Genomic DNA, 22,062 nt, shown 5'->3' with positions numbered 1-22,062 from the left:
TTACTGCTCCTTTTCTTCGTCTTCGGCGATGTCAAGTGGGGTAATCCCCAACGATTGCAGCTTGGATGCTGCGGCAACGGTACTCGCGCCGAGGCGCAACGCGCGTTCACTCATGATGGGGTTACCTGCCATGTCGTAGGGAGGGAATGCGCCTTCCGCGATGAGGGAAGTGATCCTATTCAGGCGATATTCGAGTTCCGCCTTGGCGTCTTCGCCATAAATGATGGGAACCCACGCAAAGTCTTCATCGAGGAAGAAAAGGTAGCCTGAGACAATGGTGATGGGGTAGTCATCCACATTGAGCTTTTTAATTTCCTGGGCCAGCTCTGCCAGCGGACCTTCAGTCATCTCGCCTGTCAATGCTTGGCGGATTGCCTCGCCATAGGCCGCGAGCTGGAATCGGTAGCCGTACTCTGCGTTGCCGGTATAAGACTTACCTTTTTCCAGCGCCTGCTTGTAACGCTTCGGTTTGCCGGATTTATAGTCCACGATTGCAAGCAGTGCTTGCTGGTTTTCGTGGTCAATGCACAAGTCGATGCGGTCAATGACGCCTCCGATTGTGAGCGCCTGTCCGTTATCCAGTGAAATTTTCAGCGGGGGCGAATCGGAAGCGTCACGGACGTGGCCGAAAGGAATCTCGACCCCCACTGGTCGCCACATCCTGGAGCGATCAAGTTCTGCTTCGACGAAAGCGTCGCTCACTCGCAGCACTTCCGTCTGGAAGGCCTGCCACATCACCGCGGGGATAGAGGAATCTCGGCGGGTATCGAGTTCCTCCGTGACGATCTCGCGCATCTTTAAGACCCTGGTGTTGAAGTCCACTTCCTCATATCGATGCATGGGGGTGGCAATGTCCAGCCACGTTTCGCGGATCCAGCGTTCAAAGATGCGGTGGTAGATCGTGCCACGATCCCGAACATCAATCTCGGTTGCCCCGAAAGAATCCTCCAGCACCCGTGCTCCGAGAACGCGCTCGATGAAGAACACCAGGGGATTCTGGGTGAACAGTTCAAGTGCGGAGGTTGATAGCTGTTTTTCGAGCACCGCTGCGCCGAATCCTGCACCGATCCAACCATTGAATGCGGCGTCGTCTCCTGCCCATTCGCCTTCGTGGCGCGCCAGCAGTGTGCGGTAGAAGCGCCGAGCTTTTTCTTGTACTTCGGCATCCACGCCCCCAGCCAGTAGGTTGAGTTCAAATTCCGTTGCCGGGAGCTCCTTGCCTTGGTGCCATTCTTCAATGAGTGGGCCGTGCTGGTACACGTGCCCGTCAGCCCAGGGGGAACGCTCCACCACCGATGCGCCATTCAAGAGGCTTCTAGGGTGGGTAATGAGCACCTTGGCGGAGGCGTCGAGGGCGTGATTGAACGCGCGTTGTCGCCGTTCAAGAAAGGTTTTGGAAGTATTTCCGGACTGTTCAGGCGTGATGGATGCGTTCGAGCTGAGGGAACCGGGTAGTGCATCATCGCTGGCGCCACAGATGATGCACAGTTGCATGGATCGCCCCACGAGGCCTTCGAGGCTGCTGAGCTGCACCATTCCTTGCTGTGTGGCGGGCAGGGAAGTGGCGAGGGCTTGGTTGCCGATTTCGGCAAGCAGGGCAGAACTCACGCCGATTTGGTGTTGCCGCATAGTGTCCAGCAAGCGATTGAAGAAAGCTTGCTCATCTGCATTCATTGTGCGCAGATGTTTCTTACTCAATTCACCGAGCGCGTCAGCCAGGGCTGCCAGGCTGCCTGATTGGTGTAGCACTTGCAGGTTTTTGCCCAGATCGCGCACAAAGCGCTTGACCTCGGCGACGGTTTCGTGATCGCCGTCTACTTCGTGCCAATCCTCGCCCTGATTGAGCGTCGCGAGACCACGGGTGACGAAGTCGAAAGCGCTCACGCTCGGAGATTCTTTCAAAATCCCCGAAGCAAGAAGCGCTGCCACTTCAGGCCGTGGCATCTGATTGGGGTCAAGCATTAGCAGTTGACGGACACCGCGCGCGAAGGGGGCTTGAGCCCAGGTGTGCGGGTTCATCGCGCTGAAGGGAATACCAGCCCGCTGCAGCGCCTGGTGAAGGGCTCCTATTTGGTTGGCGTTGCAATAGGCAACCGCAATGCTGTGCAGGGGAATGCCATTGGCCACGGCCTCGAGTACTTGCGCAGCGGCGAAGGCTGCTTCGTCGGCATCGGAGACAAAACTGTGGTGCTCAACCTCCGCTGGCTCAGTCACTTCCGGGAATTGCACCTCGCGGCGGGAATCTGAGGGAAGCTGCTGCACGAACCACTCGCTGAGCGTGTCAAAGGCAATGTCGCCGGCAATAACGAATTGCGTATCGCGGCGGGCAGTACGCTCTAACAAGAACTCAGCCACATCGGGAAGGGTGAACCAGTGCTCGGCGCACTCCTGCCCAACCTGGCGTGCCAGCTCGGCAACGGCAGCGGGGAGCCGTGCCCCTCCATGAGCCTCACGGCGTTCAGGAGGCAAATTCAGCAGCGTGAGCACTGCCTGGGCGAGTGCCTCTCGGGTGACCGGCTCATCGTTGATGCCTTCCCGGTGAAATGCCGTTTCTGCGGCACCGTCTTGCAGCGCCGCCGTCACTTTCACCGCAACGTCTCTTAAGCGCAGCGGACGCCGCGGCGCCAAGAAGCGCCCAGAATCCTGGAGGTATTGGCGAATACCACTCACTTGCACCCCGGCCCAGGCCCCCGCTTGGCTCATTGCCGCGATCACATCGTCGCGGGCCTGTTGGCCACATAGCACAACGATTTCGGCATCTGGGTGTGCTTGTCGGATGGATTTCAAAGAGGCTATTAGCGATTGCTTCATCGTTCACCTTGTGTCGGGGCTACATCATGGGTTCGGAATGCACTTCTAAGGCTACCCGCCAACCACCGATTAACACCGCAGCAGCGACAAACAAATGTTCGAAACCGGTTTGTCTTTTGCAAGATCGCGTCCGACACGGCCACATGGGACGTCGAAAAGCTGAAAAGCAAAGCACGCTAAACTAGTGCGCGAGTTTGCTGCCAGAATGCAGCCACCCCAACGGATTAAGGAGTCCTTCATCGTGAACAATGCAGATTCCCGCACAGCTTATAAGCGAGTCATGCTCAAACTTGGTGGTGAGATGTTTGGCGGTGGGGAAGTCGGCATTGACCCCGATGTGGTGCAAAATGTAGCGCGCCAGATCGCAGAAGTGGCGAAATCCGGTGTGGAAGTTGCCGTGGTCATCGGCGGTGGCAACTTCTTCCGCGGCGCTCAACTGCAGCAGCGCGGCATGGATCGCTCACGTTCGGATTACATGGGCATGCTCGGCACGGTCATGAACTGCCTGGCTTTGCAGGACTTCCTCCAGCAAGAAGGGATTGATTGTCGCGTCCAAACTGCCATTAATATGGCGCAGGTGGCTGAGCCTTACCTCCCGCTTCGTGCGGATCGTCACCTCGAAAAAGGCCGCGTGGTCATCTTTGGCGCCGGTATGGGCATGCCCTATTTCTCCACAGATACCACCGCAGCCCAGCGAGCCCTGGAGATCGGCTGTGAGGTGCTGCTGATGGCCAAAGCTGTTGATGGCGTCTACTCCGATGACCCCCGCACGAATCCCGACGCGGAGCTGTACACGGAAATCACTCCTCGCGAGGTTATTGAGAAGAACCTGAAAGTGGCCGACGCCACCGCCTTCAGTCTGTGCATGGACAACAACATGCCGATCCTTGTGTTCAATCTCCTCACCCACGGCAACATTGCACGCGCCGTTTCGGGCGAACGCATCGGCACGCTGGTGCAATCCTGATAAGCTAAGGGGCAATTTGCTTCCTGCGATTGGGTGGCAGTAGCCGCCCTTTTGCTTTTCGACGTCCACGGGGCGCCAAATTCAGCAGGGAACACAGACAAAGCGTAAGGAAAAACATGATTGACGAAGTGTTGTTTGAATGCGAAGAGCACATGACCACCTCGGTGGATCGCACCCGCGATGAGCTCACCAATATCCGTACTGGCCGTGCGAACCCCGCAATGTTCAACGGTGTTATTGCAGATTATTACGGTGTGCCCACCCCTATTACGCAGATGGCCACCATCTCTGTGCCTGAGGCGCGCATGCTACTGATCAAGCCTTATGAGATGTCTTCGATGGGGGAGATCGAAAACGCTATCCGCAACTCAGATCTTGGCGTGAACCCCACCAACGACGGTCAGGTGCTGCGTGTGACCATCCCGCAGCTCACCGAGGAGCGCCGCCGTGACATGGTGAAGTTGGCGAAGTCCAAGGGTGAGGACGGCAAGATTGCCATCCGCAACGTGCGCCGCAAAGGCATGGATCAACTGAAGAAGATCCAAAAAGACGGCGACGCGGGCGAAGACGAAGTGCAGGCCGCCGAAAAGGAACTGGACAAGGTCACCGCCAACTACGTAGGCCAGGTGGATGAACTGGTGAGCAAGAAGGAACAGGAGCTGATGGAGGTTTAAGCCTCCGCCCAGATCCCTTTATTGCTACACCCTTTCAGGGCACTTTGCTGCCCTCTTCTTGCCAGGAGCTGACCCACACGATGAACCGACCGGCACGAGGGCTGGATCATTTGCCCAAGCCCCGCAACTCTGCAGGCCGAGACCTCAAGGCTGCTATTACCACTGGCGTTGCGCTCGGTGCCGCGGTGCTGCTTTGCATTTTCGTGGTGCCATTTGGTTGGTATCCCCTCGTAGCGGTGGCCATCGCGACGGCTACCTGGGAGGTTCATGCCCGTTTGAGCGAGGCGGGCTACCTGCTCCAACGTTGGGTCATGATCATCGGTGGGCAGCTCATGCTTTGGTCCAGTTGGCCCTTCGGGACAAAGGGGCTTGTTGCCGCGTATGTAGCAGCAGCACTGAGCCTCATGTTTGGCAGGCTCTTCCACTACGGCCCCAAAACACCGCCAAAAAATTACCTGCGGGACACCGCGGTGGGCATCTTTGTGCTCACCTGGATCCCACTCTTTGGTAGCTTCGCCGCCATGCTTTCGCTCTTCGGTACCGTTAAGGCTTCGGGGGCGATGTTCATTGTCACCTTTATGCTCTGCGTCATCGCTTCAGATACCGGGGGCTATGTGGCAGGCGTGATGTTTGGCAAGCACCCAATGGCCCCGGCCGTGAGCCCCAAGAAATCTTGGGAGGGTTTTGCGGGCTCCGTGTTTTTTGGTGCCATCGCTGGTGCGCTCACCGTGTATTTCCTGCTCGACTCCACCTGGTGGTGGGGTCTGATACTGGGCCTTGGCTTGGTGGTGTGCGCAACGCTTGGCGATCTAGTGGAGTCTCAATTCAAGCGCGAACTTGGCATTAAGGACATGTCGAGTCTTCTGCCAGGCCACGGCGGCATCATGGATCGCCTGGACGGCATGTTGCCTTCGGCAATGGTTACCTGGTTGGTGCTCAGCGCCATCACCACTATCTAGCGGTTGAGAAAACTTTGAGGGGCAGCCAAGGGCTGCCGCCTGGATCGTTCTGGGCTATGAGCTCTTCTTAATTTGCTTACGCAGCTGGAACATGCGCACGGCGCCAACCATCGCCATGATGAGCGCGCCGGCGATGGCGGAGAGCAACAGACCAACGCCTAGCGGGAAGTTGAAGTTCCAGCCAAAGAATTCAAGCTGCACCGACTCCTGGTTTTGCATGATGAAGATCAGCAATACGATGAGCAGCAGCGCACCAAAAATGAGCGCTAACCAAGTCCCGCCTGCGAGCGACCCCTGCACCTTCTTTGGTTCTTGGGGTGTCCGAGACTCTGTCGTGGCTGTGGCGGGTATGGAATGTGCGCCCGTAGAGGGAGGCGTTGAGCTATAGGCATTATTACGTTTTTGTTCTTCCATGCTTATTATTTAACGCTAGTTTCTGCCTTCGAGAGAAATGCTGTTATGCAAGTGACACCGAAAATGACACAATAGCTTTCATCATGGCTACTCCCATTCAGCTCAACTTTTCCTCCCCACGCCGCGGCATGCCGCCCAAGCACTTCGCGGATCTCACCCAAGAGCAGCGCATTGAAGCGCTGAAGGAGCTTAGGCTACCCAAGTTCCGCGCGAATCAAATTGCCAAGCACTATTACGAGCGCAAAGAGGCGGATCCCTCCACGATGACGGATCTTCCTGCTGGCGCGCGCGATCAGGTAAAAGAGGCGTTGTTCCCAACGTTGATGACGCCGGTCCGAGATGTCGCCGCCGACGACGGTGAAACGCAGAAAACACTGTGGCGCCTGCATGACGGCACGCTGCTCGAATCGGTGCTCATGCGCTACCCGAACCGTGCCACACTGTGCATTTCTTCTCAAGCAGGCTGCGGCATGGCGTGTCCTTTCTGCGCTACCGGCCAAGGTGGTTTGGATCGCAACCTGTCCACCGCTGAGATCGTAGATCAGGTGCGCGCAGCGGCGGCCACAATGGAGGCCGAAGGAGGACGTCTCAGCAACATCGTCTTCATGGGCATGGGAGAGCCGCTGGCGAACTACAAGCGAGTGGTGAGCGCCGTGCGTCAAATTACCCAACCAAGCCCCGAAGGCTTTGGCATCTCTCAGCGCAACGTCACTGTTTCCACCGTGGGTTTGGCACCAGCAATTCGCAAGCTTGCCGAAGAAAACCTGTCTGTCACCCTAGCCGTATCACTCCACACTCCCGACGATGAATTGCGCGACTCCCTCGTGCCAGTAAACAACCGCTGGAGTGTGCAGGAAGTATTGGACGCGGCTGCCTACTACGCTGAGAAATCCGGCCGCCGAGTCTCCATCGAGTACGCGCTCATCCGCGACATCAATGATCAAGGTTGGCGCGCGGACATGCTGGGGAAGAAACTCCACAAGGCGTTGGGTTCAAAAGTGCACGTGAACCTGATCCCGCTGAATCCCACCCCTGGCTCCAAGTGGGACGCGTCCCCGAAGGAACGCCAGGACGAGTTTGTGCGCCGCGTGATTGCGCAGGGAGTGCCGTGCACCGTGCGCGATACGAAGGGACAAGAGATTGCCGCTGCGTGCGGGCAGCTGGCTGCGGACGAACGCAACTAAATGAACAAATAGAAAAGGACAGCCGACACGGTTCGTGTCGGCTGTCTCACTAAGCGCAGCTTCTACTTCGCATCAAGTTCGCGAAGATGGGCAACGCGAGAGGGCTCAATGTTGAGCGCGCGGAGCTGGGAATCGCTTAGCTTGGCGTAAGGGCCGGTTGCAGTGCGCTGCAAGTATGCCCAGTCGGGCTCCTTGTGGCCCAGTGGCTTGTTGCGCGCAGTCAGTGTGCGCTGCTGCTTGCCCAAGGAGGGCTTGAATAGCTGGATCAGGAGTCCAACGGCGATCAGGGCTGCGAAGGTGAACAGGTAGATGGTCTCTACGTGTCCCTTGTGGTTGCCGAAGTTGTAGGCGAGAAGGAAGAACACGGAGATCCAGCCAGCAATCTGGATGGCGTGTTGTCCGATATCGTGCCAACCCCATGCCGCCGAAGGCTCATCCAGGGTGGATACGCCGTTGTGCACGGAAGGGGCGATCTCGTGGGAACCTGCCACGTTCTTCTCCTTTAGGTGAGAGCTCCTGCATGGCCGCCGAAGGAATCGGGTTTTGCATGGAAGCGCAACTGTTTTTGTATGCGTCCATTTTGGCACACTTGGCCGTCTGCTTGCGAGCAGCAGTCGCGAGGAAATCCCTGCGGTGTTGTGGAGGTCACTGTTGGAGCGACTTCGTGGGCGCAACTACGCCATTTCGGGGCGAGGAGACTGCCGCCTAGGAAGTGCCTTCAATCGAAAGTAGCATCCCTTAAGGGGGTAATCCTTGGGGTGAACGCAGCTCCGCAGGCACCGGCATCGGCGTTCGTGGGTGGCGTGGAATAATGCGCACTGTGACTCAGCGGATTCTCATTCTTGGTAGTACCGGCTCAATTGGCACGCAGGCTTTGGAGGTGATTGCGGACCATCGCGATCGCTTCGAGGTGGTGGGGCTTGCCGCTGGCTCTAATGCGGAACTGATCGCGCAGCAGGCCAAGCTTTTCGACGTCCCCGCGTCCCACATCGCCATCGCCGATGAGCGCGCCGCGGCGCAACTCCGCAGGGAGCTCGGTGGAGCGGTCTTGTCAGGACAAGACTCAGCAGCGCGCTTGGTGCGTGAAGTCGAAGCCGATACCGTGCTCAACGCTCTCGTCGGATCCATGGGGCTTGATGCAACGATGGCAACCATAGAGGCGGGGGAGATCCTCGCCCTGGCGAACAAGGAGTCGCTCGTTGCCGGTGGTGAGCTCGTGATGGCAGCCGCGAAGCCGGGCCAGATCGTGCCGGTGGATTCGGAACACACGGCGATGGCCCAATCGCTACGTGCAGGTTTTCGTGAGGAGGTCTCGCGATTCGTGCTCACCGCATCTGGTGGGCCCTTCCGCGGTTGGAGCCGCGAGGAAATGTGGGAGGTCACCCCAGAGCAGGCGGCCCAGCATCCAACGTGGTCCATGGGGCAGATGAACACCCTCAACTCAGCCACGTTGGTGAACAAAGGGCTCGAGCTCATCGAAGCCACCCTGCTCTTCGATGTTGCAGCGGAGGACATTGACGTGGTGGTTCACCCACAGTCCATCGTCCACTCGATGATTACCTTTTGTGATGGTGCCACCATCGCGCAGGCCTCACCGCCTTCGATGAAGATGCCGATTGCCCACGCGCTGGCCTGGCCCCACCGCGTTGCCGATGTTCAACCCCACCTTGATTTCTCCCAAGCCTCCACCTGGGAGTTTTTACCCGTCGAACCACAATTCAAAGCCATTGACCTAGCCCGTGAGGCAGCAAGTGCGGGTGGCACATTCTCGGCAGTGTACAACGCCTCAAATGAGCAAGCGGCAGAGGCCTTCTTGCAAGGCCGGATCCGATTCCCGCAGATTGTCGACGCTGTTGAGGAAGTGCTTCAAAAAGCCAATGATTTCGCCGGGCATGCGGGCAGCATTGAGGAAGTACTCGAACATGAACGGCTGGCGCGGGAGCGTGCGGACGTGGTCGTCGAAAAGCTTGCTCGCCTAAGCTAGACCTTCTTTAGGCTTCGAAGGGAAATTTTTCGTGGGATCTTATCTGCTCGGTGTTGTGCTGTTCGCGCTCGGCATCGCCGCCACCATCGCGCTACATGAGCTGGGGCACATGAGTGCAGCACGCATGTTTGGAATGCGTGTGCGTCGCTACTTCGTGGGTTTCGGGCCAACCGTGTTTTCCTGGCGCAAAGGCCACACTGAATACGGCTTCAAAGCGGTGCCGCTGGGCGGGTTCTGCGACATTGCGGGAATGACCAACCAAGATGAGGTAACCGCCGAAGAAGCACCGTTTGCCATGCGCAATAAGCCTTGGTGGCAGCGAATTATCGTGCTGCTTGGTGGCATCATCATGAATATCCTGCTCGCCCTTGGACTCATCTATAGCGTGGCGGTGGGCTATGGTTTGCCAAATCCCAACGTCGATCTCACCGCGACGGTGGGGGAGACGGGATGCGTTGCGCAAAAGCAGGTGGATGCCCAAACGTTGAGCCCTTGTGAGGGGGAAGGTCCTGCAGCTCAGGCGGGCGTTGCTCCCGGTGACAAGATTTACTCCGTGAATGGTCAAGCCACCCCAACCTTCCAGGATGTAGCGACTGAGGTGCGTCAGCATCCGGGTGAGACCGTCACGCTCGAGATCGAACGCGATGGGCAACGCATGGAGGTGCCTGTAGCAGTTGAGAGCGTCCAACGCCTCAACGCCGAGGGGCAATCCGTGACCGTGGGTGCCATTGGCGTGAGCTCTGCCCCTTTCAAAGACGTGATCCTGGAATACGGTCCGGTTGACGGCATTGGCGCTACCTTTGCCTTCACGGGTCAAATGCTTGGTGCCACTATGCAGGGCTTGGCGGCATTCCCCGCAAAAATTCCGGGCGTGGCCGCTTCCATCTTCGGCGCTCAACGAGATCAGGAAAGCCCTATGAGTGTGGTTGGTGCTTCGCGGGTTGGCGGTGAATTGGCGCAGCGGGATTCCTGGCCAATGTTCGTGATGCTGCTGGCGAACCTCAACCTCTTCCTCGCCTTGTTTAACTTGGTGCCGCTGCCACCGCTGGACGGCGGGCATATCGCGGTGGTGCTGTATGAGGTGATCCGCGACCGTATTCGAAAGCTGCGCGGCCTTGCTCCGGCGGGTCCTGCGAACTACACCAAGCTGATGCCCTTGACTTACACGGTGGCCATGTTGCTGCTTGGTGTTGGCGCGTTGGTGATCGTGGCCGATGTGGTGAATCCCGTGAAGCTCTTTGGTTAGGAGCTTAACGTTCCTCGGCGGCGGTGCAGGCAGCATGAGGTGGGGCGTCGGTGCTAGACTGCGATTTCGATTCCTGCACCATTTCGATTGATTACCGAGGTGCAATTCGCAGCACAACTGCAACGCACGCGGTTAGAGGAGCACACGCATTGACTACTAGCGGACAACCCATCGGCCTTGGACTTCCAGACGCACCACCGCCGGTGCTGGCGCCGAGGCGTAAGACTCGCCAGCTCATGGTAGGCAGCGTGGGCGTTGGCTCCGATTACCCGGTGTCGGTGCAGTCGATGACCACCACCAAAACCCACGACATTAACGCAACGCTTCAGCAGATCGCGCAGCTCACCGCCACCGGCTGCGACATCGTCCGCGTGGCGTGCCCAAAAACGGTCGACGCTGAAGCGCTGCCGGTGATTGCCAAGAAGTCGCCTATTCCGGTTATCGCGGACATTCACTTCCAGCCCAAATACATTTTCGCCGCCATCGACGCCGGCTGTGCCGCAGTGCGTGTGAACCCAGGCAACATCAAGGAATTCGACGGTCGCGTGAAGGAAGTGGCGAAGGCCGCGGGCGACGCCAACATTCCAATCCGCATCGGCGTGAACGCCGGTTCTCTGGATAAGCGCCTCATGGAGAAGTACGGCAAGGCCACCCCAGAGGCATTGGTGGAATCTGCGCTGTGGGAAGCTGGCCTGTTTGAGGAACACGGCTTCGGTGACATCGCGATCTCCGTCAAGCACAACGATCCGGTGATCATGGTGGAGGCGTACCGCCAGCTCGCCGCTCAGTGCGATTACCCGCTGCACCTTGGTGTGACCGAGGCGGGTCCGAAGTTCCAGGGCACCATCAAGTCCGCCGTGGCGTTCGGCTCCCTGCTTGCCGACGGCATCGGTGACACCATCCGCGTGTCGCTCTCCGCCGATCCCGTGGAAGAAATCAAGGTGGGCGACCAAATCTTGCAGTCGCTCAACCTCCGCGAACGCGGTTTGGAAATTGTGTCGTGCCCATCCTGTGGCCGCGCCCAAGTGGACGTCTACTCGCTTGCTGAGGAAGTTACCGCCGCGCTGGAAGGCATGGATGTGCCGCTGCGCGTGGCCGTCATGGGTTGTGTTGTCAATGGGCCCGGCGAGGCGCGCGATGCTGACCTTGGCGTGGCTTCCGGTAATGGTAAGGGGCAAATCTTCGTCAAGGGTGAAGTGATCAAGACTGTCCCCGAATCCCAGATCGTGGAGACGCTCATCGAAGAAGCCATGCGCATCTGCGAAGAAGAAGGCATCGAAATTAAGGAAGGCGCTGGCCCCCAGGTCAAGGTCACTCGCTAGATTTCTCGCATTCTTGGTGTTGCACCGTCGATCCCGTGATCGGCGGTGTTAGCCTTTTCCGCATGAATCAGGCGCGGCAGCGAGGCATCGCAGTTGGAGTTATTGCTTCCACTTTGGGCTCGCTCGTTGCTTGTACCCCAAAACCGGCCTCTGCCGAGCCTCTGGTTGAGCAGTACATCCAAGATCTTCAGTCCCAGGATTTCTCTGGCGCTGCTGAGCTTTCCGACGACCCCGCAGCCGCAACAATCCTGGAAGATTCTTGGAAAGGTCTGCAGGCCGAAGGGCTGTCTGCAACCGTGGAAAACGTCAAGACGAATGACACCATCGCCACCGCCACGGTGAACTATCAGTGGGATCTGCCAAAGGATCGCAGCTTTGAATATCAGGCAGATATCACTCTCAACCGCATCAACGATCAGTGGTCGATCCGCTGGCAACCTACCGCTTTGCACCCGCGGCTGGGCGCCAATCAACACCTGGAATTGCGCGCAGTAAATGCGGAAAAGGCAAGCGTTGTGTCCTCCGATGGCGCGGACGTCTTGGTGCCCGGCACCGTGTATCGAATCTTGATTGACACTGACCAGGTAACTGATCCAGCGGTGGTATCCCGCAGTGTTGTAGCACAGCTGAACGCCGCCCACGGCTTCGATGACACCGTGACAGTGCCGGATATCAAGGAGCTAGAGCAGGCGATCCGCAAGCACTCTGGAACCTACTCGGTGACCACCGTGTCAAAGGAAACCGGCGAGCGCATCAAAGGCGGTCTGGAATCTGTGCCAGGAGTGCGCTTGAACCCCGAAGCCGCCATGGTGAACACGGATCCAGACTTCGCTCCCGATGTCATCTCACGAGTGACATCCTTGGTGTCCGACGAACTTGAGGGCAGCAATGGCTGGAAGATTGCCGCCGTCACTTCCGACGGGGCGGAAATGGAGCAGTTGGACTACCACTCGCCGGATCCTGCGCCTTCGGTGCAAATCAGCCTGGATCACAAGGTACAACAGGCCGCCGAGGAGGCCGTGAACCTCCGCGCAGACAAGCAGGCGGTGTTGGTGGCGGTGCGCCCATCCACGGGGCAGATTCTGGCTATTGCTCAAACGGATAAAGCTGATAAGGCTGGTGATCTCGCGCTCACCGGCATGTTCCCTCCTGGCTCGACATTCAAGATCGTCACCGCCTCGGCGGGTATTGAGGATCAAGGCTTGACGCCCGGCAGCATCGTGCCGTGCCCGGGCAGCATGAATATCTACGGGCGAGTGGTGAATAACTACAACGGGTTTTCCCTCGGCAACGTCCCACTGCAACAGGCATTCGCTCGTTCCTGCAACACCACCTTTGCGGACTTTTCCACCAAGTTGCAACCGGGCCAGCTCAAAGACGTCGGCAAGGAATTTGGCATCGGCGTTGACTATGACATTCCTGGTATCTCCACTGTGACGGGCCAAATCCCGGAAGGCGACACCGAGCTTGATCGCACGGAAGCCGGATACGGCCAGGGTGATGTGTTGGTAAGCCCCTTTGGGCTGGCTATGGTGAGTGCTACTGCCGCCACGGGTCACACTCCGGTGCCCACGCTTATCTCCACCAAGGACACCAAAGTAAGCGGTGAGCAGCACAACCCGGATCAGGCAACCATCGATCAACTGCGCGATCTCATGGCAGCAGTCACGGCCGGCGGAGGCACAGCAGCGGGCATGAGCCAGCAAGGCGGCAAGATCTTTGCCAAGACCGGCGAGGCGGAAATCAACGGTGGTTCGCACGCCTGGTTCACCGGCTACCGTGAAGACGACATTGCTTTTGCCACGCTTGTGGTACTCGGCGGCGGTTCGGAAACGGCAGTGGCAGTGACCGACAAGTTCTTCACCACGCTTGATGATCTGCGAGCCCAAGGTTCCCTGCCTCCGGCTGAGCAACCGCAACCCTAAGCGTCGAAAAGCAATAGCTCGGCGCTAGCATGGTGGGCATGGCAAAGCGCGCACCACTGACACCTGGAACCCCCACGCCCATCCGAACTGTGCCGAAGCAGATCCCGCGGCCTGAATACGTGTGGAAGGACACGGTTCAGGAGGCGATGGGCGAACCCTTCGTGCAGACGCCCGAAACGATTGAGGCGATGCGTGAGGCATCAAAGATCGCGGCGAATGCGCTGCAAGCAGCAGGGCAAGCGGTAGCACCCGGGGTGACCACGGACGAACTGGACCGCATCGCGCATGAGTACATGCTCGACCACGGCGCATATCCTTCATGCCTGGGGTATCGTAATTTTCCGAAGTCCGTGTGCACCAGCCTCAATGAGATCGTGTGCCACGGCATACCGGATACCACGGTGATCCAAGACGGCGACATCGTCAATATCGACGTCACAGCCTTCAAAAACGGCGTGCATGGTGACACGAACGCTACCTTCCTCGCAGGTGATGTGAGTGAGGAACACCGGCTGCTGGTGGAGCGCACCAAAGAAGCGACCATGCGTGGTATTCGCGCCGCCAAGCCTGGCCGCCAGATTAATGTGATTGGGCGCGTAATCGAGAGCTATGCTCGACGCTTCGGGTATTCGGTGGTCGAAGATTTCACTGGCCACGGCATTGGCACCACTTTCCACAATGGCCTGGTCGTGCTCCATTTTGATTCCGACCGTTACACCAATGAGCTGGTTCCGGGCATGACGCTCACCATTGAACCCATGCTGAACCTCGGCGGGCTGGACTACGAGATCTGGGATGACGATTGGACGGTGCAGAACACCGATCACCAATTCTCCGCGCAGTTCGAACACACCATCGTGATCACCGAGGACGGCAACGAGATCCTCACCCTGCCAGACGAATCTATCTAAGCAATGGGAAACGCGGTGCTCATCGCCGGTTGTACCTCCGATGCCGGCAAATCTGTGGTGGTGGCGGGGTTATGTCGTGCCCTCGCCCGTCGTGGGGTTCGCGTGGCGCCCTTTAAGGCGCAAAACATGTCCAATAACTCTGCCGTGACCCCAGAAGGCGGTGAGATCGGGCGCGCGCAGGCGCTCCAAGCGGCGGCGTGTGGCCTGGCTCCCTCGGTGGCGTTCAATCCCATCCTGCTCAAGCCAGGGTCGGATCGCACCTCCCAACTAGTCGTGCTTGGCTTTGCGACGGGCAACGTGTCCGCAAAGAACTACATCGAGCATCGCAGCCATCTGCGCACAGTGGCGGCGGAGGCCTTGGCACAGTTGCGCAAAGATTATGACGTGGTGGTGTGCGAGGGCGCTGGCTCGCCAGCGGAAATCAACCTGCGCGACACCGACGTGGCGAACTTCGGCCTGGCTGAAGCCGCCGACCTTCCCGTGTACCTCGTGGGCGACATTGATCGCGGGGGAGTGCTTGCCCACTTCTACGGCACCCACCAGATTGTGTCTGATGCAGACCGCGTGCGGATTAAAGGCTTTATTGTGAACAAATTCCGCGGGGATGAGTCGATTTTGCAGCCAGGCCTCGACACCCTGGAGGCGATGACGGGCGTGCCCACCATCGGTGTTTTGCCATTTGTGCAGGGGCTGTGGATCGACGCAGAAGATTCCTTACAGTCCAGCATTGGCGCTTCCATCGGGCCGAAACACCCACCGCTTGGGGCTGATCGTTTGCACATTGCCGCGATCCGTCTGCCACGCATCTCCAATGCCACCGACGTTGAAGCTCTTGCGTGTGAACCTGGGGTGAGCGTGCGTTGGGTCGATGATCCGGCTTCGGTGCTGGACGCCGACCTGGCGGTGCTGCCCGGTTCCAAGGCCACTCTGAGCGATTTGGCTTGGTTGCGTGAGCGCGGAATCGCGGATGCGTTGCAGCGGCGTGCGGCACAAAAACAACCGGTGCTGGGTATCTGTGGCGGATTCCAAATGATGTGTGCACAGATTACCGACGAAGTAGAAGCCGGGGCCACCGAGGCTCAGGCTGGGCTCGGGATTTTTGATGCTGAGATCGAATTCCGCGAAGCAAAAACCTTGGCAACGCATCCCAATGGAGCCTATGAAGTGCACTTTGGCCAGGTGGTGCACAGCAACGAGCAGCCGTGGATTGGCGCCGAGGGGGCTCGAAAGGGCTATAGCTTTGGTACCCATCGCCACGGGCAGCTCGAAGATGACCAATTCCGCCGCGAGTTCCTCACCCAAATAGCGCAGGCCAACGCCAAGGATAATTTTGTGCCGAGCCCTAACACGAGCTTTGCCGAAGAACGTCAGCGCCAGCTCGATCTCCTTGCGGATGTGATAGAGCGGCGCGTGGACGTAGACAAGCTCTTGGACGAATTAGCTAGCTAAAGTCTAGGCCCAGCAACGCGTTCTCAGTGAGCTCGGGCAATGCCGGGTGGATCCAGTACTCATCCTTGGCCAGCTGCTCGGCGTTGATGCCAAAGTTCATGGCGGTGATGATTTGCTGGATGAGCGTAGACGCCTGTGGGCCCATGAAGTGCGCGCCGAGGATCTGCTTGCTGTGCTTATCGGCAATGATCTTGGCAAAGCTCGTCTCATCCTCCATGGCCCAGCCATACGCCACATCGCCGTAGCGCTGCACCTTCACGGTGATGTCCAGACCCTGCTCGCGGGCTTCATCCTCAGTGATACCCACAGAGGCGATCTGCGGATTAGTGAACACTGCGGCGGGGACGTGCTCGTGGGGGAGCTTTTGCAGGTCATCGGGGTGCTCAAGGTTGTGCTTGATCGTGCGCATCTCTGCGTTGGCAACGTGCTTGAGCTGGTAGGGGGAGGACACATCGCCCAGAGCCCAAACGCCGTCGACATTGGTGCGCCCGTACTCGTCCACTTTGATGCGGCCGCCGTCCATCTCGATGCCGGCGCGGTCAAGATCCATCTGGTCGCCATTGCGGGTGCGGCCGGTGGCAACGAGCAGCAGATCAGCTTGGACCTTGGTGCCGTTTTCCAGCGTGACCTCAACGCCCTCTTGTGCGTTCTCGCCCTTACCTGCGCCTGCGCCTGAGCCCACAGCGGCAACCGATGCCACATTCGAACCCAGATGAGTTTCCATGGCTTGCTTGGTCAGTTCGGTGAAGGCATCAGAGACCTCGGAGTCCAAATGGCGCAGTAGCTTTTCGGAGCGGTTGACGATCTTGACCTCAACGCCGAGTGCATCGAACATGTGCGCAAACTCCATGGCAATATAGCCACCGCCGTAGACGATCATCGACTTCGGCAACGCCTCTAAACGCATGATGTTTTCGTTGGTGTAGTATTCCACGCCCGATTCCAGCACCGCCTCCGGGATGAAGGGGCGTGCGCCGGTGGCAATCACGATCTCGTCGCCACTAATTTCCACTTCCTTGGAACCCTGGCCGGTGAGAATCGTCTTCGGGCCAACAAAGCGGGCGTGCTGGTCGTAGACGTCAATGTTGGGAGTCTTGGGCCCGCGTCGGTATTCCTCGCCGCCCTCAGCAATGGGATCGACGCGCTTATCGAACACACGGGAGACAATCGAGGGCCAGTCAATGTGCTCAATCTTGGCGCTGATGCCGTATTTTTTGGCTTCCTTGATCGTGCGTGCGACCTCTGCTGCGTAGACGAACATTTTGGTGGGGATGCAGCCAACGTTGAGGCATGTGCCACCAAAGCGTCCCTTTTCAACGATGGCAATGGATTTATCGTGATTTTCCACGCCGGGGATCGAATTGCCCGATCCGGTGCCGATGATGATGAGGTCGTAATGCTTGCTCAAGGATGCTCCTTCTTACAGCTTTATTGGTGCGTTCTTCAGGCCAGTGTGCCAAACTTTGCCGAGCTTAGGCAGGCAGCGTTTTCTTCAACCAATTAAGGCACGCTTTTATTGCCTCCTCGCGCGGTTGGGGTTGTGACAGGAACACGTCATGCACCGCATTATCGATGGCCACGACCGTGACGTCTTGGCCCAAAAGTGGTGCGCGACGGCTGATTTGTTCCACGTCAAGGACAGTATCGGCGGTCTTCGCTGCTTCCGCATAGCGCGGCTTGAGAAATGATCTACGCGCATGCAGCGTGAGCACAGGCTTTTCGACGTCCACCGCCCCCTCATGGATCCGTCGCTGAGAGGAGTCAACAGTTTTCAACCACTCGGGATACTTTTTGTGGCCCCGGATCGGTTTGAGGGAGAGGTCATAATCCCATTCACCCTCGGCGCTGGCGTGCAGCGATCGACCATAGTTGCTAGGTAGCCTGCCACCGATTCCTTTGCGCAGCAGCGCATGGCCAGCACGCGAGTGCAGCAGTGCCCTCAACCCCTTGACCAGTGGGGTGGGGAATTGCATATCCAGCCAGGGCGAGTTGAGGATAAGCCCCGCGATCGCATCCGCAAACTCCGGCTTTTCGCGGTTGAGTTCATCCAGCCAGAGCGCTGCAATCAAACCGCCGGTTGAGTGGGCAACGGGAACGAGTGCTGGGTGGTCGTCTGCCAAGAAGAAGGCAACGGCGTTGAGTTCCTGGAAATACAGCCGAAGATCACTGACGTAATGCCAACGCTGACCGGCGATGTGGGCGCGTCCAGATTTGCGCAGATCGATGCCGTAGACCGCGTAGCCTTCCTCATGGAAGTGGTGCGCAATGTGCTGGTGAAAGAAGTAATCCGTCATGCCGTGGATGAACAGCAGTGCTGGGCGCTGCTGCCAATCGGAGCAGGCGGGTTGATAGCGAACCAATACTGCAGCAACATCACCTTCGCCATCTGGGTCGGTGCCCAAATGGAGCGTGCTTGCTTCGAAATCGTCGCCCAAGGCGTCGGGCTGCCAATCGAGGTGATGAGGTGTTGAGTGATTGCCGCTATTGCTCATGGCAGCCCATGTTAGCGCCTTGCTGCTGGTTAGGGATGGGGGCGTGGGCGTCGAAAAGCCTCCCCAAATGGGGGTAAGGGGTGTGGATCTTGTTCTTCCTTATCAGCAAAGGAAACGCGCTCATGCGCCGAAACTGCGGTGGGCGGGTGCCCTCGCGAAAGTAAATGAGGGGTAAACTAAGGCAGCGATAAACGTCCACGCATCCCGCTGGCGCAGTTTCCTACGGCCAAGTGGCTCAGCGCTTGGGGTGCGTGGACGTTTGAGAGAAGTTCGGGATTACCCAGGCCGTACGCGGTTTCGAATACGCAAAGAGTTCAAGGAAGTTTGAAGATGTCAGTTTCCAAGAAGACCACCCCTAAGGTGAGCGACGAAGTCGACGTTGTCCTCATCGGCGCCGGCGTGATGAGCGCGACGCTGGGCGCCATGCTGCGTACCCTGCAGCCCGATTGGTCCCAGATCGTATTTGAGCGCCTCGATCGCCCGGCCGAGGAATCCTCCTCACCGTGGAACAACGCCGGCACCGGCCACTCCGCGCTGTGCGAGCTGAACTACACCCCTGAGGTCAACGGCAAGATTGACATCTCAAAGGCCATCGGTGTGAATGAGAAGTTCCAGGCCTCGCGCCAGTTCTGGTCCTACCAGGTCAAGCAAGGCGTACTGCCCAGCCCACGCGAGTGGATCAACCCGGTGCCGCACGTGTCCTTCGCCCGCGGTGAGGATCAGGTTGCCTACCTGAAGAAGCGCTACGAGGCACTCGCCGGCCATCCGCTGTTCCCCGGCATGCAGTACACCGAAGATCGCCAGAAGTTTGAAGAGATGCTGCCGCTGATGGCCGAAGGACGCCCCGCTGATGAGAAGGTAGCGGTGAGCTGGACCGATGTGGGCACCGACATTAACTATGGCGCGCTGACCAAGCAGTTCCTCAAGGACGCTGAATCGAAGGGCACCGAGCTTCGCTACGGCCACGAAGTTCGCGACATCAAGCGCGACGGCTCCGGCTGGAAGGTGGAAGTCAAGAACGTCCACACTGGCGATACCCAGGTGGTTCGCGCGAACTTCGTCTTCGTTGGCGCAGGTGGCATGGCGCTGCCGCTGCTGCAAAAGTCCGGCATTCGCGAGATCCGCGGCTGGGGCGGATTCCCTGTCTCCGGCGAGTGGCTGCGCTGCACCAATCCTGAGATCATCGAGCGCCACGCCGCCAAGGTGTATGGCAAGGCCTCGGTGGGAGCGCCCCCAATGTCCGTGCCTCACCTGGATACCCGCGTGATCGACGGTGAAAAGGGTCTGCTCTTTGGCCCCTACGCCGGTTGGACCCCGAAGTTCTTGAAGCAGGGCTCCTGGTTTGATCTGCTGAAGTCCATTAAGCCCACGAATTTGCTGTCCTACATTGGTGTGGGCGTGCAAGAAATGGCGCTGACCAAGTACCTGGTCACCGAGGTGCTCAAGGGCCGTGAGGCACGCATGGAATCTCTGCGCGAGTTCATGCCCGATGCGCGCGATGAGGATTGGGAGCTGGTTACCGCTGGTCAGCGCGTTCAGGCGATCCAGCCAGTGGTTGGCCCGAGCTTCTCTAAGCTCGCATTCGGCACCTCCCTGATTAACTCCGCCGATGGTTCCATCGCCGGCCTGCTGGGCGCGTCACCGGGCGCTTCCATCGCTCCCGCCGCGATGCTTGAGCTGCTGGAGCGTTGCTTCGGCGATCACATGGTGGAGTGGGGAGACAAGATCAAGGAAATGGTGCCGTCCTACGGCGTTAAGCTTGCCACCGACCCCAAGCTCTTCAATGAGATGTGGGAGTACACTCAAAAGACGCTGCAGCTCGACCAAGACTAAAGCGTTTGGCCGGTTGCGTTTGACCCGTACTCGACCAAGGAGCCCGCACTCGTGGCAGACTCGCGCACACTCTTTCCCTTCTCAGCAGTAGTGGGGCAGGACCGCCTACAATTGGCGCTCATCCTCACCGCGATCCAACCCCGCATTGGTGGGGTGGTGATCAGAGGCGAAAAAGGCACCGCGAAAACAACCACGGTGCGGGCTTTCGCGCGCTTGCTTTTCGACGCCCCCCTGATCAATCTCCCCATCGGCGCCACCGAGGACCGCGTGGTGGGGTCCATCGATATGGAAACGGTGCTCACCACCGGGCGCGCCGAGTATCAACCGGGTCTCATGGCCGCGGCCGATGGCGGCGTGCTGTACGTGGATGAAGTCAATCTGTTGGCCGACCACCTCGTGGACGCCTTGCTCGACGCCGCAGCCACGGGTGTGGTGAGCGTGGAGCGCGACGGTGTTTCTTATAGCTCGCCCGCCAATTTTGTGCTGGTGGGCACGATGAACCCGGAGGAAGGGGAGCTGCGCCCCCAATTGCTGGATCGCTTCGGTTTGGCCGTGGATGTTGCCGCTTCGCGCGATGTGGAAGTGCGCGCGGAAATCATGCGCCGCAGGCTCGCCTTTGAGGACGCGCCCGAGCACTACGCAGCGCAGTGGCAGACGCGGGACCAGGCGCTGGCGGAACAGATCGTTGCTGCACGCGAGCGCCTGGGGGCATTGGCACTGTCGGAGGTAAACCTGGCGCGTATTGCGCACTTGTGCGCTACCTTCGACGTCGACGGCATGCGAGCAGACCTCGTGATTGCCCGCACGGCACTCGCTCATGCTGCGTGGCGTGGCGCTTCCCAGGTGGAGGACGAAGATATTCGCGTGGCCGCCGAACTCGCCCTGCCGCACCGCAAACGGCGCAATCCCTTCGACGAGCCCGGCCTCGATCAAGATCAGCTCGACGATGCCATGGATCAAGCACAACAAGAACACCCCGATCCGCAGGAATCTGATACGGAGCAGCAACCGCAGCAGCAGGATTCACCGCAGCCGAATGAGCCGGGTGACACCCCCACGCAAGACGGCAAGGAGGACAGCGCCGCCACGGGCGCCCCCTTTCGCCCCTAAGGTGTTTCAACGCCGAGGCCTCGGGGAAGAGGGGATCCCGGGCCGGCGCTCCAGGGCGTACTCCGCACAAGGTACGAGTGTGCGCGCGATCAAGGGAGGACACGGCCTTCACCTGGTGGGCACAGTGCGTGCGGCAGCAGAACGCGGCGCGGTCATCGACGGGGAGATGCTGCGCTTGCAGGCCCGGGATCTGCGCGGGCAGTTGCGTCGTGGCATGGAGTCGAACTTGATCGTCTTTGTGGTCGACGCCTCTGGCTCCATGGCGGCACGCGATCGCCTGGAATCGGTGACCGGCGCGGTGGTGTCGATGTTGCAGGACGCCTATCAACGCCGCGACAAAGTGGCGGTGATTTCTGTACGTGGCGCACAACCGGAAGTGGTGCTGCCGCCCACCGGCTCTATCGACGTCGCAGTGCGCCGCTTGGAAGGGCTGAAAACAGGTGGCCGAACACCGCTTGGCGAAGGCCTCATGCTCGCCCACGAGATGATACAGCGCGAGCACCGCAAGGAGCCGGGCCGCAGGGCGCTGTTGGTGGTGCTCTCCGATGGTCGCGCCACCGGTGCCGCTGGGCTGGATGGCTCTCGCAATGCCGCAGCATTGATTCAACAGCGCGGTTTGGCGGGCAGTGTGGTGATTGACGCCGAACAGGGCAAGCGCATCAAGCTCGGTTTGGCCAAGGAACTCGCTTGGCAGCTTGGCGGCATTTGTGTGCAACTCGAGCACCTCAGTGCCGATGCACTCAGTGAAGTAGTGGCTGCCGTTTAGCCTCGCTGAACTGGG

General features: G+C 59.1%; 18 protein-coding genes. 13 read left to right on the top strand and 5 right to left on the bottom strand.

Annotated elements, in window-relative coordinates; all coding sequences use genetic code 11:
• Positions 1-2,811, bottom strand: coding sequence for a PD-(D/E)XK nuclease family protein (locus tag CGERO_RS06810; RefSeq protein WP_123934465.1), 2,811 nt, complete (start codon positions 2,809-2,811; stop codon positions 1-3).
• 280 nt (positions 2,812-3,091) lie between these two features.
• On the opposite strand from CGERO_RS06810, the gene pyrH reads away from it, so the two are divergent.
• The 3 genes from pyrH to CGERO_RS06795 all read left to right on the top strand — a co-directional run bounded on the left by pyrH (position 3,092) and on the right by CGERO_RS06795 (position 5,411).
• Positions 3,092-3,778 (top strand): UMP kinase, encoded by a 687-nt coding sequence (gene pyrH, locus CGERO_RS06805; protein WP_245998907.1) that lies wholly within the window; start codon positions 3,092-3,094, stop codon positions 3,776-3,778.
• A gap of 116 nt (positions 3,779-3,894) precedes the next feature.
• Positions 3,895-4,452, top strand: coding sequence for a ribosome recycling factor (gene frr, locus CGERO_RS06800; RefSeq protein ID WP_123934461.1), 558 nt, complete (start codon positions 3,895-3,897; stop codon positions 4,450-4,452).
• 80 nt (positions 4,453-4,532) lie between these two features.
• Entirely contained in the window at positions 4,533-5,411 is an 879-nt protein-coding gene (locus tag CGERO_RS06795; RefSeq protein ID WP_123934459.1) for a phosphatidate cytidylyltransferase, read from the top strand.
• A 54-nt stretch (positions 5,412-5,465) separates the two neighbouring features.
• Here CGERO_RS06795 and CGERO_RS06790 read toward each other — a convergent pair whose 3' ends face one another.
• Positions 5,466-5,825 (bottom strand): LapA family protein, encoded by a 360-nt coding sequence (locus CGERO_RS06790; RefSeq protein ID WP_123934457.1) that lies wholly within the window; start codon positions 5,823-5,825, stop codon positions 5,466-5,468.
• A gap of 83 nt (positions 5,826-5,908) precedes the next feature.
• Between CGERO_RS06790 and rlmN the strand changes: the two genes are divergently transcribed.
• Entirely contained in the window at positions 5,909-7,009 is a 1,101-nt protein-coding gene (gene rlmN, locus CGERO_RS06785) for a dual-specificity RNA methyltransferase RlmN (RefSeq protein WP_123934455.1), read from the top strand.
• 62 nt (positions 7,010-7,071) lie between these two features.
• Here rlmN and CGERO_RS06780 read toward each other — a convergent pair whose 3' ends face one another.
• Entirely contained in the window at positions 7,072-7,500 is a 429-nt protein-coding gene (locus tag CGERO_RS06780; RefSeq protein ID WP_123934453.1) for a DUF2631 domain-containing protein, read from the bottom strand.
• A gap of 320 nt (positions 7,501-7,820) precedes the next feature.
• On the opposite strand from CGERO_RS06780, the gene dxr reads away from it, so the two are divergent.
• The 6 genes from dxr (at position 7,821) to CGERO_RS06750 (ending at position 15,846) form a co-directional block, all read left to right on the top strand.
• Entirely contained in the window at positions 7,821-8,993 is a 1,173-nt protein-coding gene (gene dxr, locus CGERO_RS06775) for a 1-deoxy-D-xylulose-5-phosphate reductoisomerase (protein ID WP_123934451.1), read from the top strand.
• 31 nt (positions 8,994-9,024) lie between these two features.
• Complete coding sequence (locus CGERO_RS06770; protein WP_123934449.1) at positions 9,025-10,239, top strand: M50 family metallopeptidase; 1,215 nt, start codon at positions 9,025-9,027, stop codon at positions 10,237-10,239.
• Between the two features lie 149 nt (positions 10,240-10,388).
• On the top strand, positions 10,389-11,561 hold the full coding sequence (gene ispG / locus CGERO_RS06765; protein WP_123934447.1) for a flavodoxin-dependent (E)-4-hydroxy-3-methylbut-2-enyl-diphosphate synthase: 1,173 nt from the start codon (positions 10,389-10,391) through the stop codon (positions 11,559-11,561).
• 62 nt (positions 11,562-11,623) lie between these two features.
• Positions 11,624-13,486, top strand: a complete 1,863-nt coding sequence (locus tag CGERO_RS06760; protein WP_123934445.1) for a penicillin-binding transpeptidase domain-containing protein — start codon at positions 11,624-11,626, stop codon at positions 13,484-13,486.
• A gap of 38 nt (positions 13,487-13,524) precedes the next feature.
• On the top strand, positions 13,525-14,397 hold the full coding sequence (gene map, locus CGERO_RS06755; RefSeq protein ID WP_377016563.1) for a type I methionyl aminopeptidase: 873 nt from the start codon (positions 13,525-13,527) through the stop codon (positions 14,395-14,397).
• A 3-nt stretch (positions 14,398-14,400) separates the two neighbouring features.
• On the top strand, positions 14,401-15,846 hold the full coding sequence (locus CGERO_RS06750; RefSeq protein WP_123934441.1) for a cobyric acid synthase: 1,446 nt from the start codon (positions 14,401-14,403) through the stop codon (positions 15,844-15,846).
• Here CGERO_RS06750 and mtr read toward each other — a convergent pair.
• Positions 15,839-17,254: a mycothione reductase gene (gene mtr / locus CGERO_RS06745; protein ID WP_123934439.1), complete on the bottom strand. Its 1,416-nt coding sequence runs from the start codon at positions 17,252-17,254 to the stop codon at positions 15,839-15,841. The genes CGERO_RS06750 and mtr overlap by 8 nt on opposite strands.
• Before the next feature lie 64 nt (positions 17,255-17,318).
• Positions 17,319-18,338, bottom strand: coding sequence for an alpha/beta hydrolase (locus CGERO_RS06740; RefSeq protein WP_123934437.1), 1,020 nt, complete (start codon positions 18,336-18,338; stop codon positions 17,319-17,321).
• A 330-nt stretch (positions 18,339-18,668) separates the two neighbouring features.
• On the opposite strand from CGERO_RS06740, the gene mqo reads away from it, so the two are divergent.
• Genes mqo through CGERO_RS06725 form a run of 3 tightly spaced genes read left to right on the top strand, consistent with a single transcriptional unit; the run spans position 18,669 to position 22,047 of the window.
• On the top strand, positions 18,669-20,171 hold the full coding sequence (gene mqo / locus CGERO_RS06735; RefSeq protein ID WP_123934435.1) for a malate dehydrogenase (quinone): 1,503 nt from the start codon (positions 18,669-18,671) through the stop codon (positions 20,169-20,171).
• Positions 20,172-20,222: 51 nt separating this feature from the next.
• Positions 20,223-21,281, top strand: a complete 1,059-nt coding sequence (locus CGERO_RS06730) for a magnesium chelatase ATPase subunit I (RefSeq protein ID WP_123934433.1) — start codon at positions 20,223-20,225, stop codon at positions 21,279-21,281.
• A 1-nt stretch (position 21,282) separates the two neighbouring features.
• Entirely contained in the window at positions 21,283-22,047 is a 765-nt protein-coding gene (locus tag CGERO_RS06725) for a vWA domain-containing protein (protein WP_245998797.1), read from the top strand.
• The last annotated feature ends 15 nt before the right edge of the window (positions 22,048-22,062 follow it).

Origin of the sequence: Corynebacterium gerontici (assembly GCF_003813985.1) — a bacterium.
In the GTDB taxonomy this organism is placed as follows: domain Bacteria; phylum Actinomycetota; class Actinomycetes; order Mycobacteriales; family Mycobacteriaceae; genus Corynebacterium; species Corynebacterium gerontici.
This window is presented reverse-complemented; position numbering and strand designations above follow the sequence as displayed.

What these genes read in the sequence shown, in the direction of transcription:
- CGERO_RS06810 (WP_123934465.1), bottom strand. Translation starts at nt 2,811, where the DNA reads ATGAAGCAATCGCTAATAGCCTCTTTGAAATCCATCCGACAAGCACAC.
- pyrH (WP_245998907.1), top strand. Translation starts at nt 3,092, where the DNA reads ATGCTCAAACTTGGTGGTGAGATGTTTGGCGGTGGGGAAGTCGGCATT.
- frr (WP_123934461.1), top strand. Translation starts at nt 3,895, where the DNA reads ATGATTGACGAAGTGTTGTTTGAATGCGAAGAGCACATGACCACCTCG.
- CGERO_RS06795 (WP_123934459.1), top strand. Translation starts at nt 4,533, where the DNA reads ATGAACCGACCGGCACGAGGGCTGGATCATTTGCCCAAGCCCCGCAAC.
- CGERO_RS06790 (WP_123934457.1), bottom strand. Translation starts at nt 5,825, where the DNA reads ATGGAAGAACAAAAACGTAATAATGCCTATAGCTCAACGCCTCCCTCT.
- rlmN (WP_123934455.1), top strand. Translation starts at nt 5,909, where the DNA reads ATGGCTACTCCCATTCAGCTCAACTTTTCCTCCCCACGCCGCGGCATG.
- dxr (WP_123934451.1), top strand. Translation starts at nt 7,821, where the DNA reads ATGCGCACTGTGACTCAGCGGATTCTCATTCTTGGTAGTACCGGCTCA.
- CGERO_RS06760 (WP_123934445.1), top strand. Translation starts at nt 11,624, where the DNA reads ATGAATCAGGCGCGGCAGCGAGGCATCGCAGTTGGAGTTATTGCTTCC.
- map (WP_377016563.1), top strand. Translation starts at nt 13,525, where the DNA reads ATGGCAAAGCGCGCACCACTGACACCTGGAACCCCCACGCCCATCCGA.
- CGERO_RS06750 (WP_123934441.1), top strand. Translation starts at nt 14,401, where the DNA reads ATGGGAAACGCGGTGCTCATCGCCGGTTGTACCTCCGATGCCGGCAAA.
- CGERO_RS06740 (WP_123934437.1), bottom strand. Translation starts at nt 18,338, where the DNA reads ATGAGCAATAGCGGCAATCACTCAACACCTCATCACCTCGATTGGCAG.
- mqo (WP_123934435.1), top strand. Translation starts at nt 18,669, where the DNA reads ATGTCAGTTTCCAAGAAGACCACCCCTAAGGTGAGCGACGAAGTCGAC.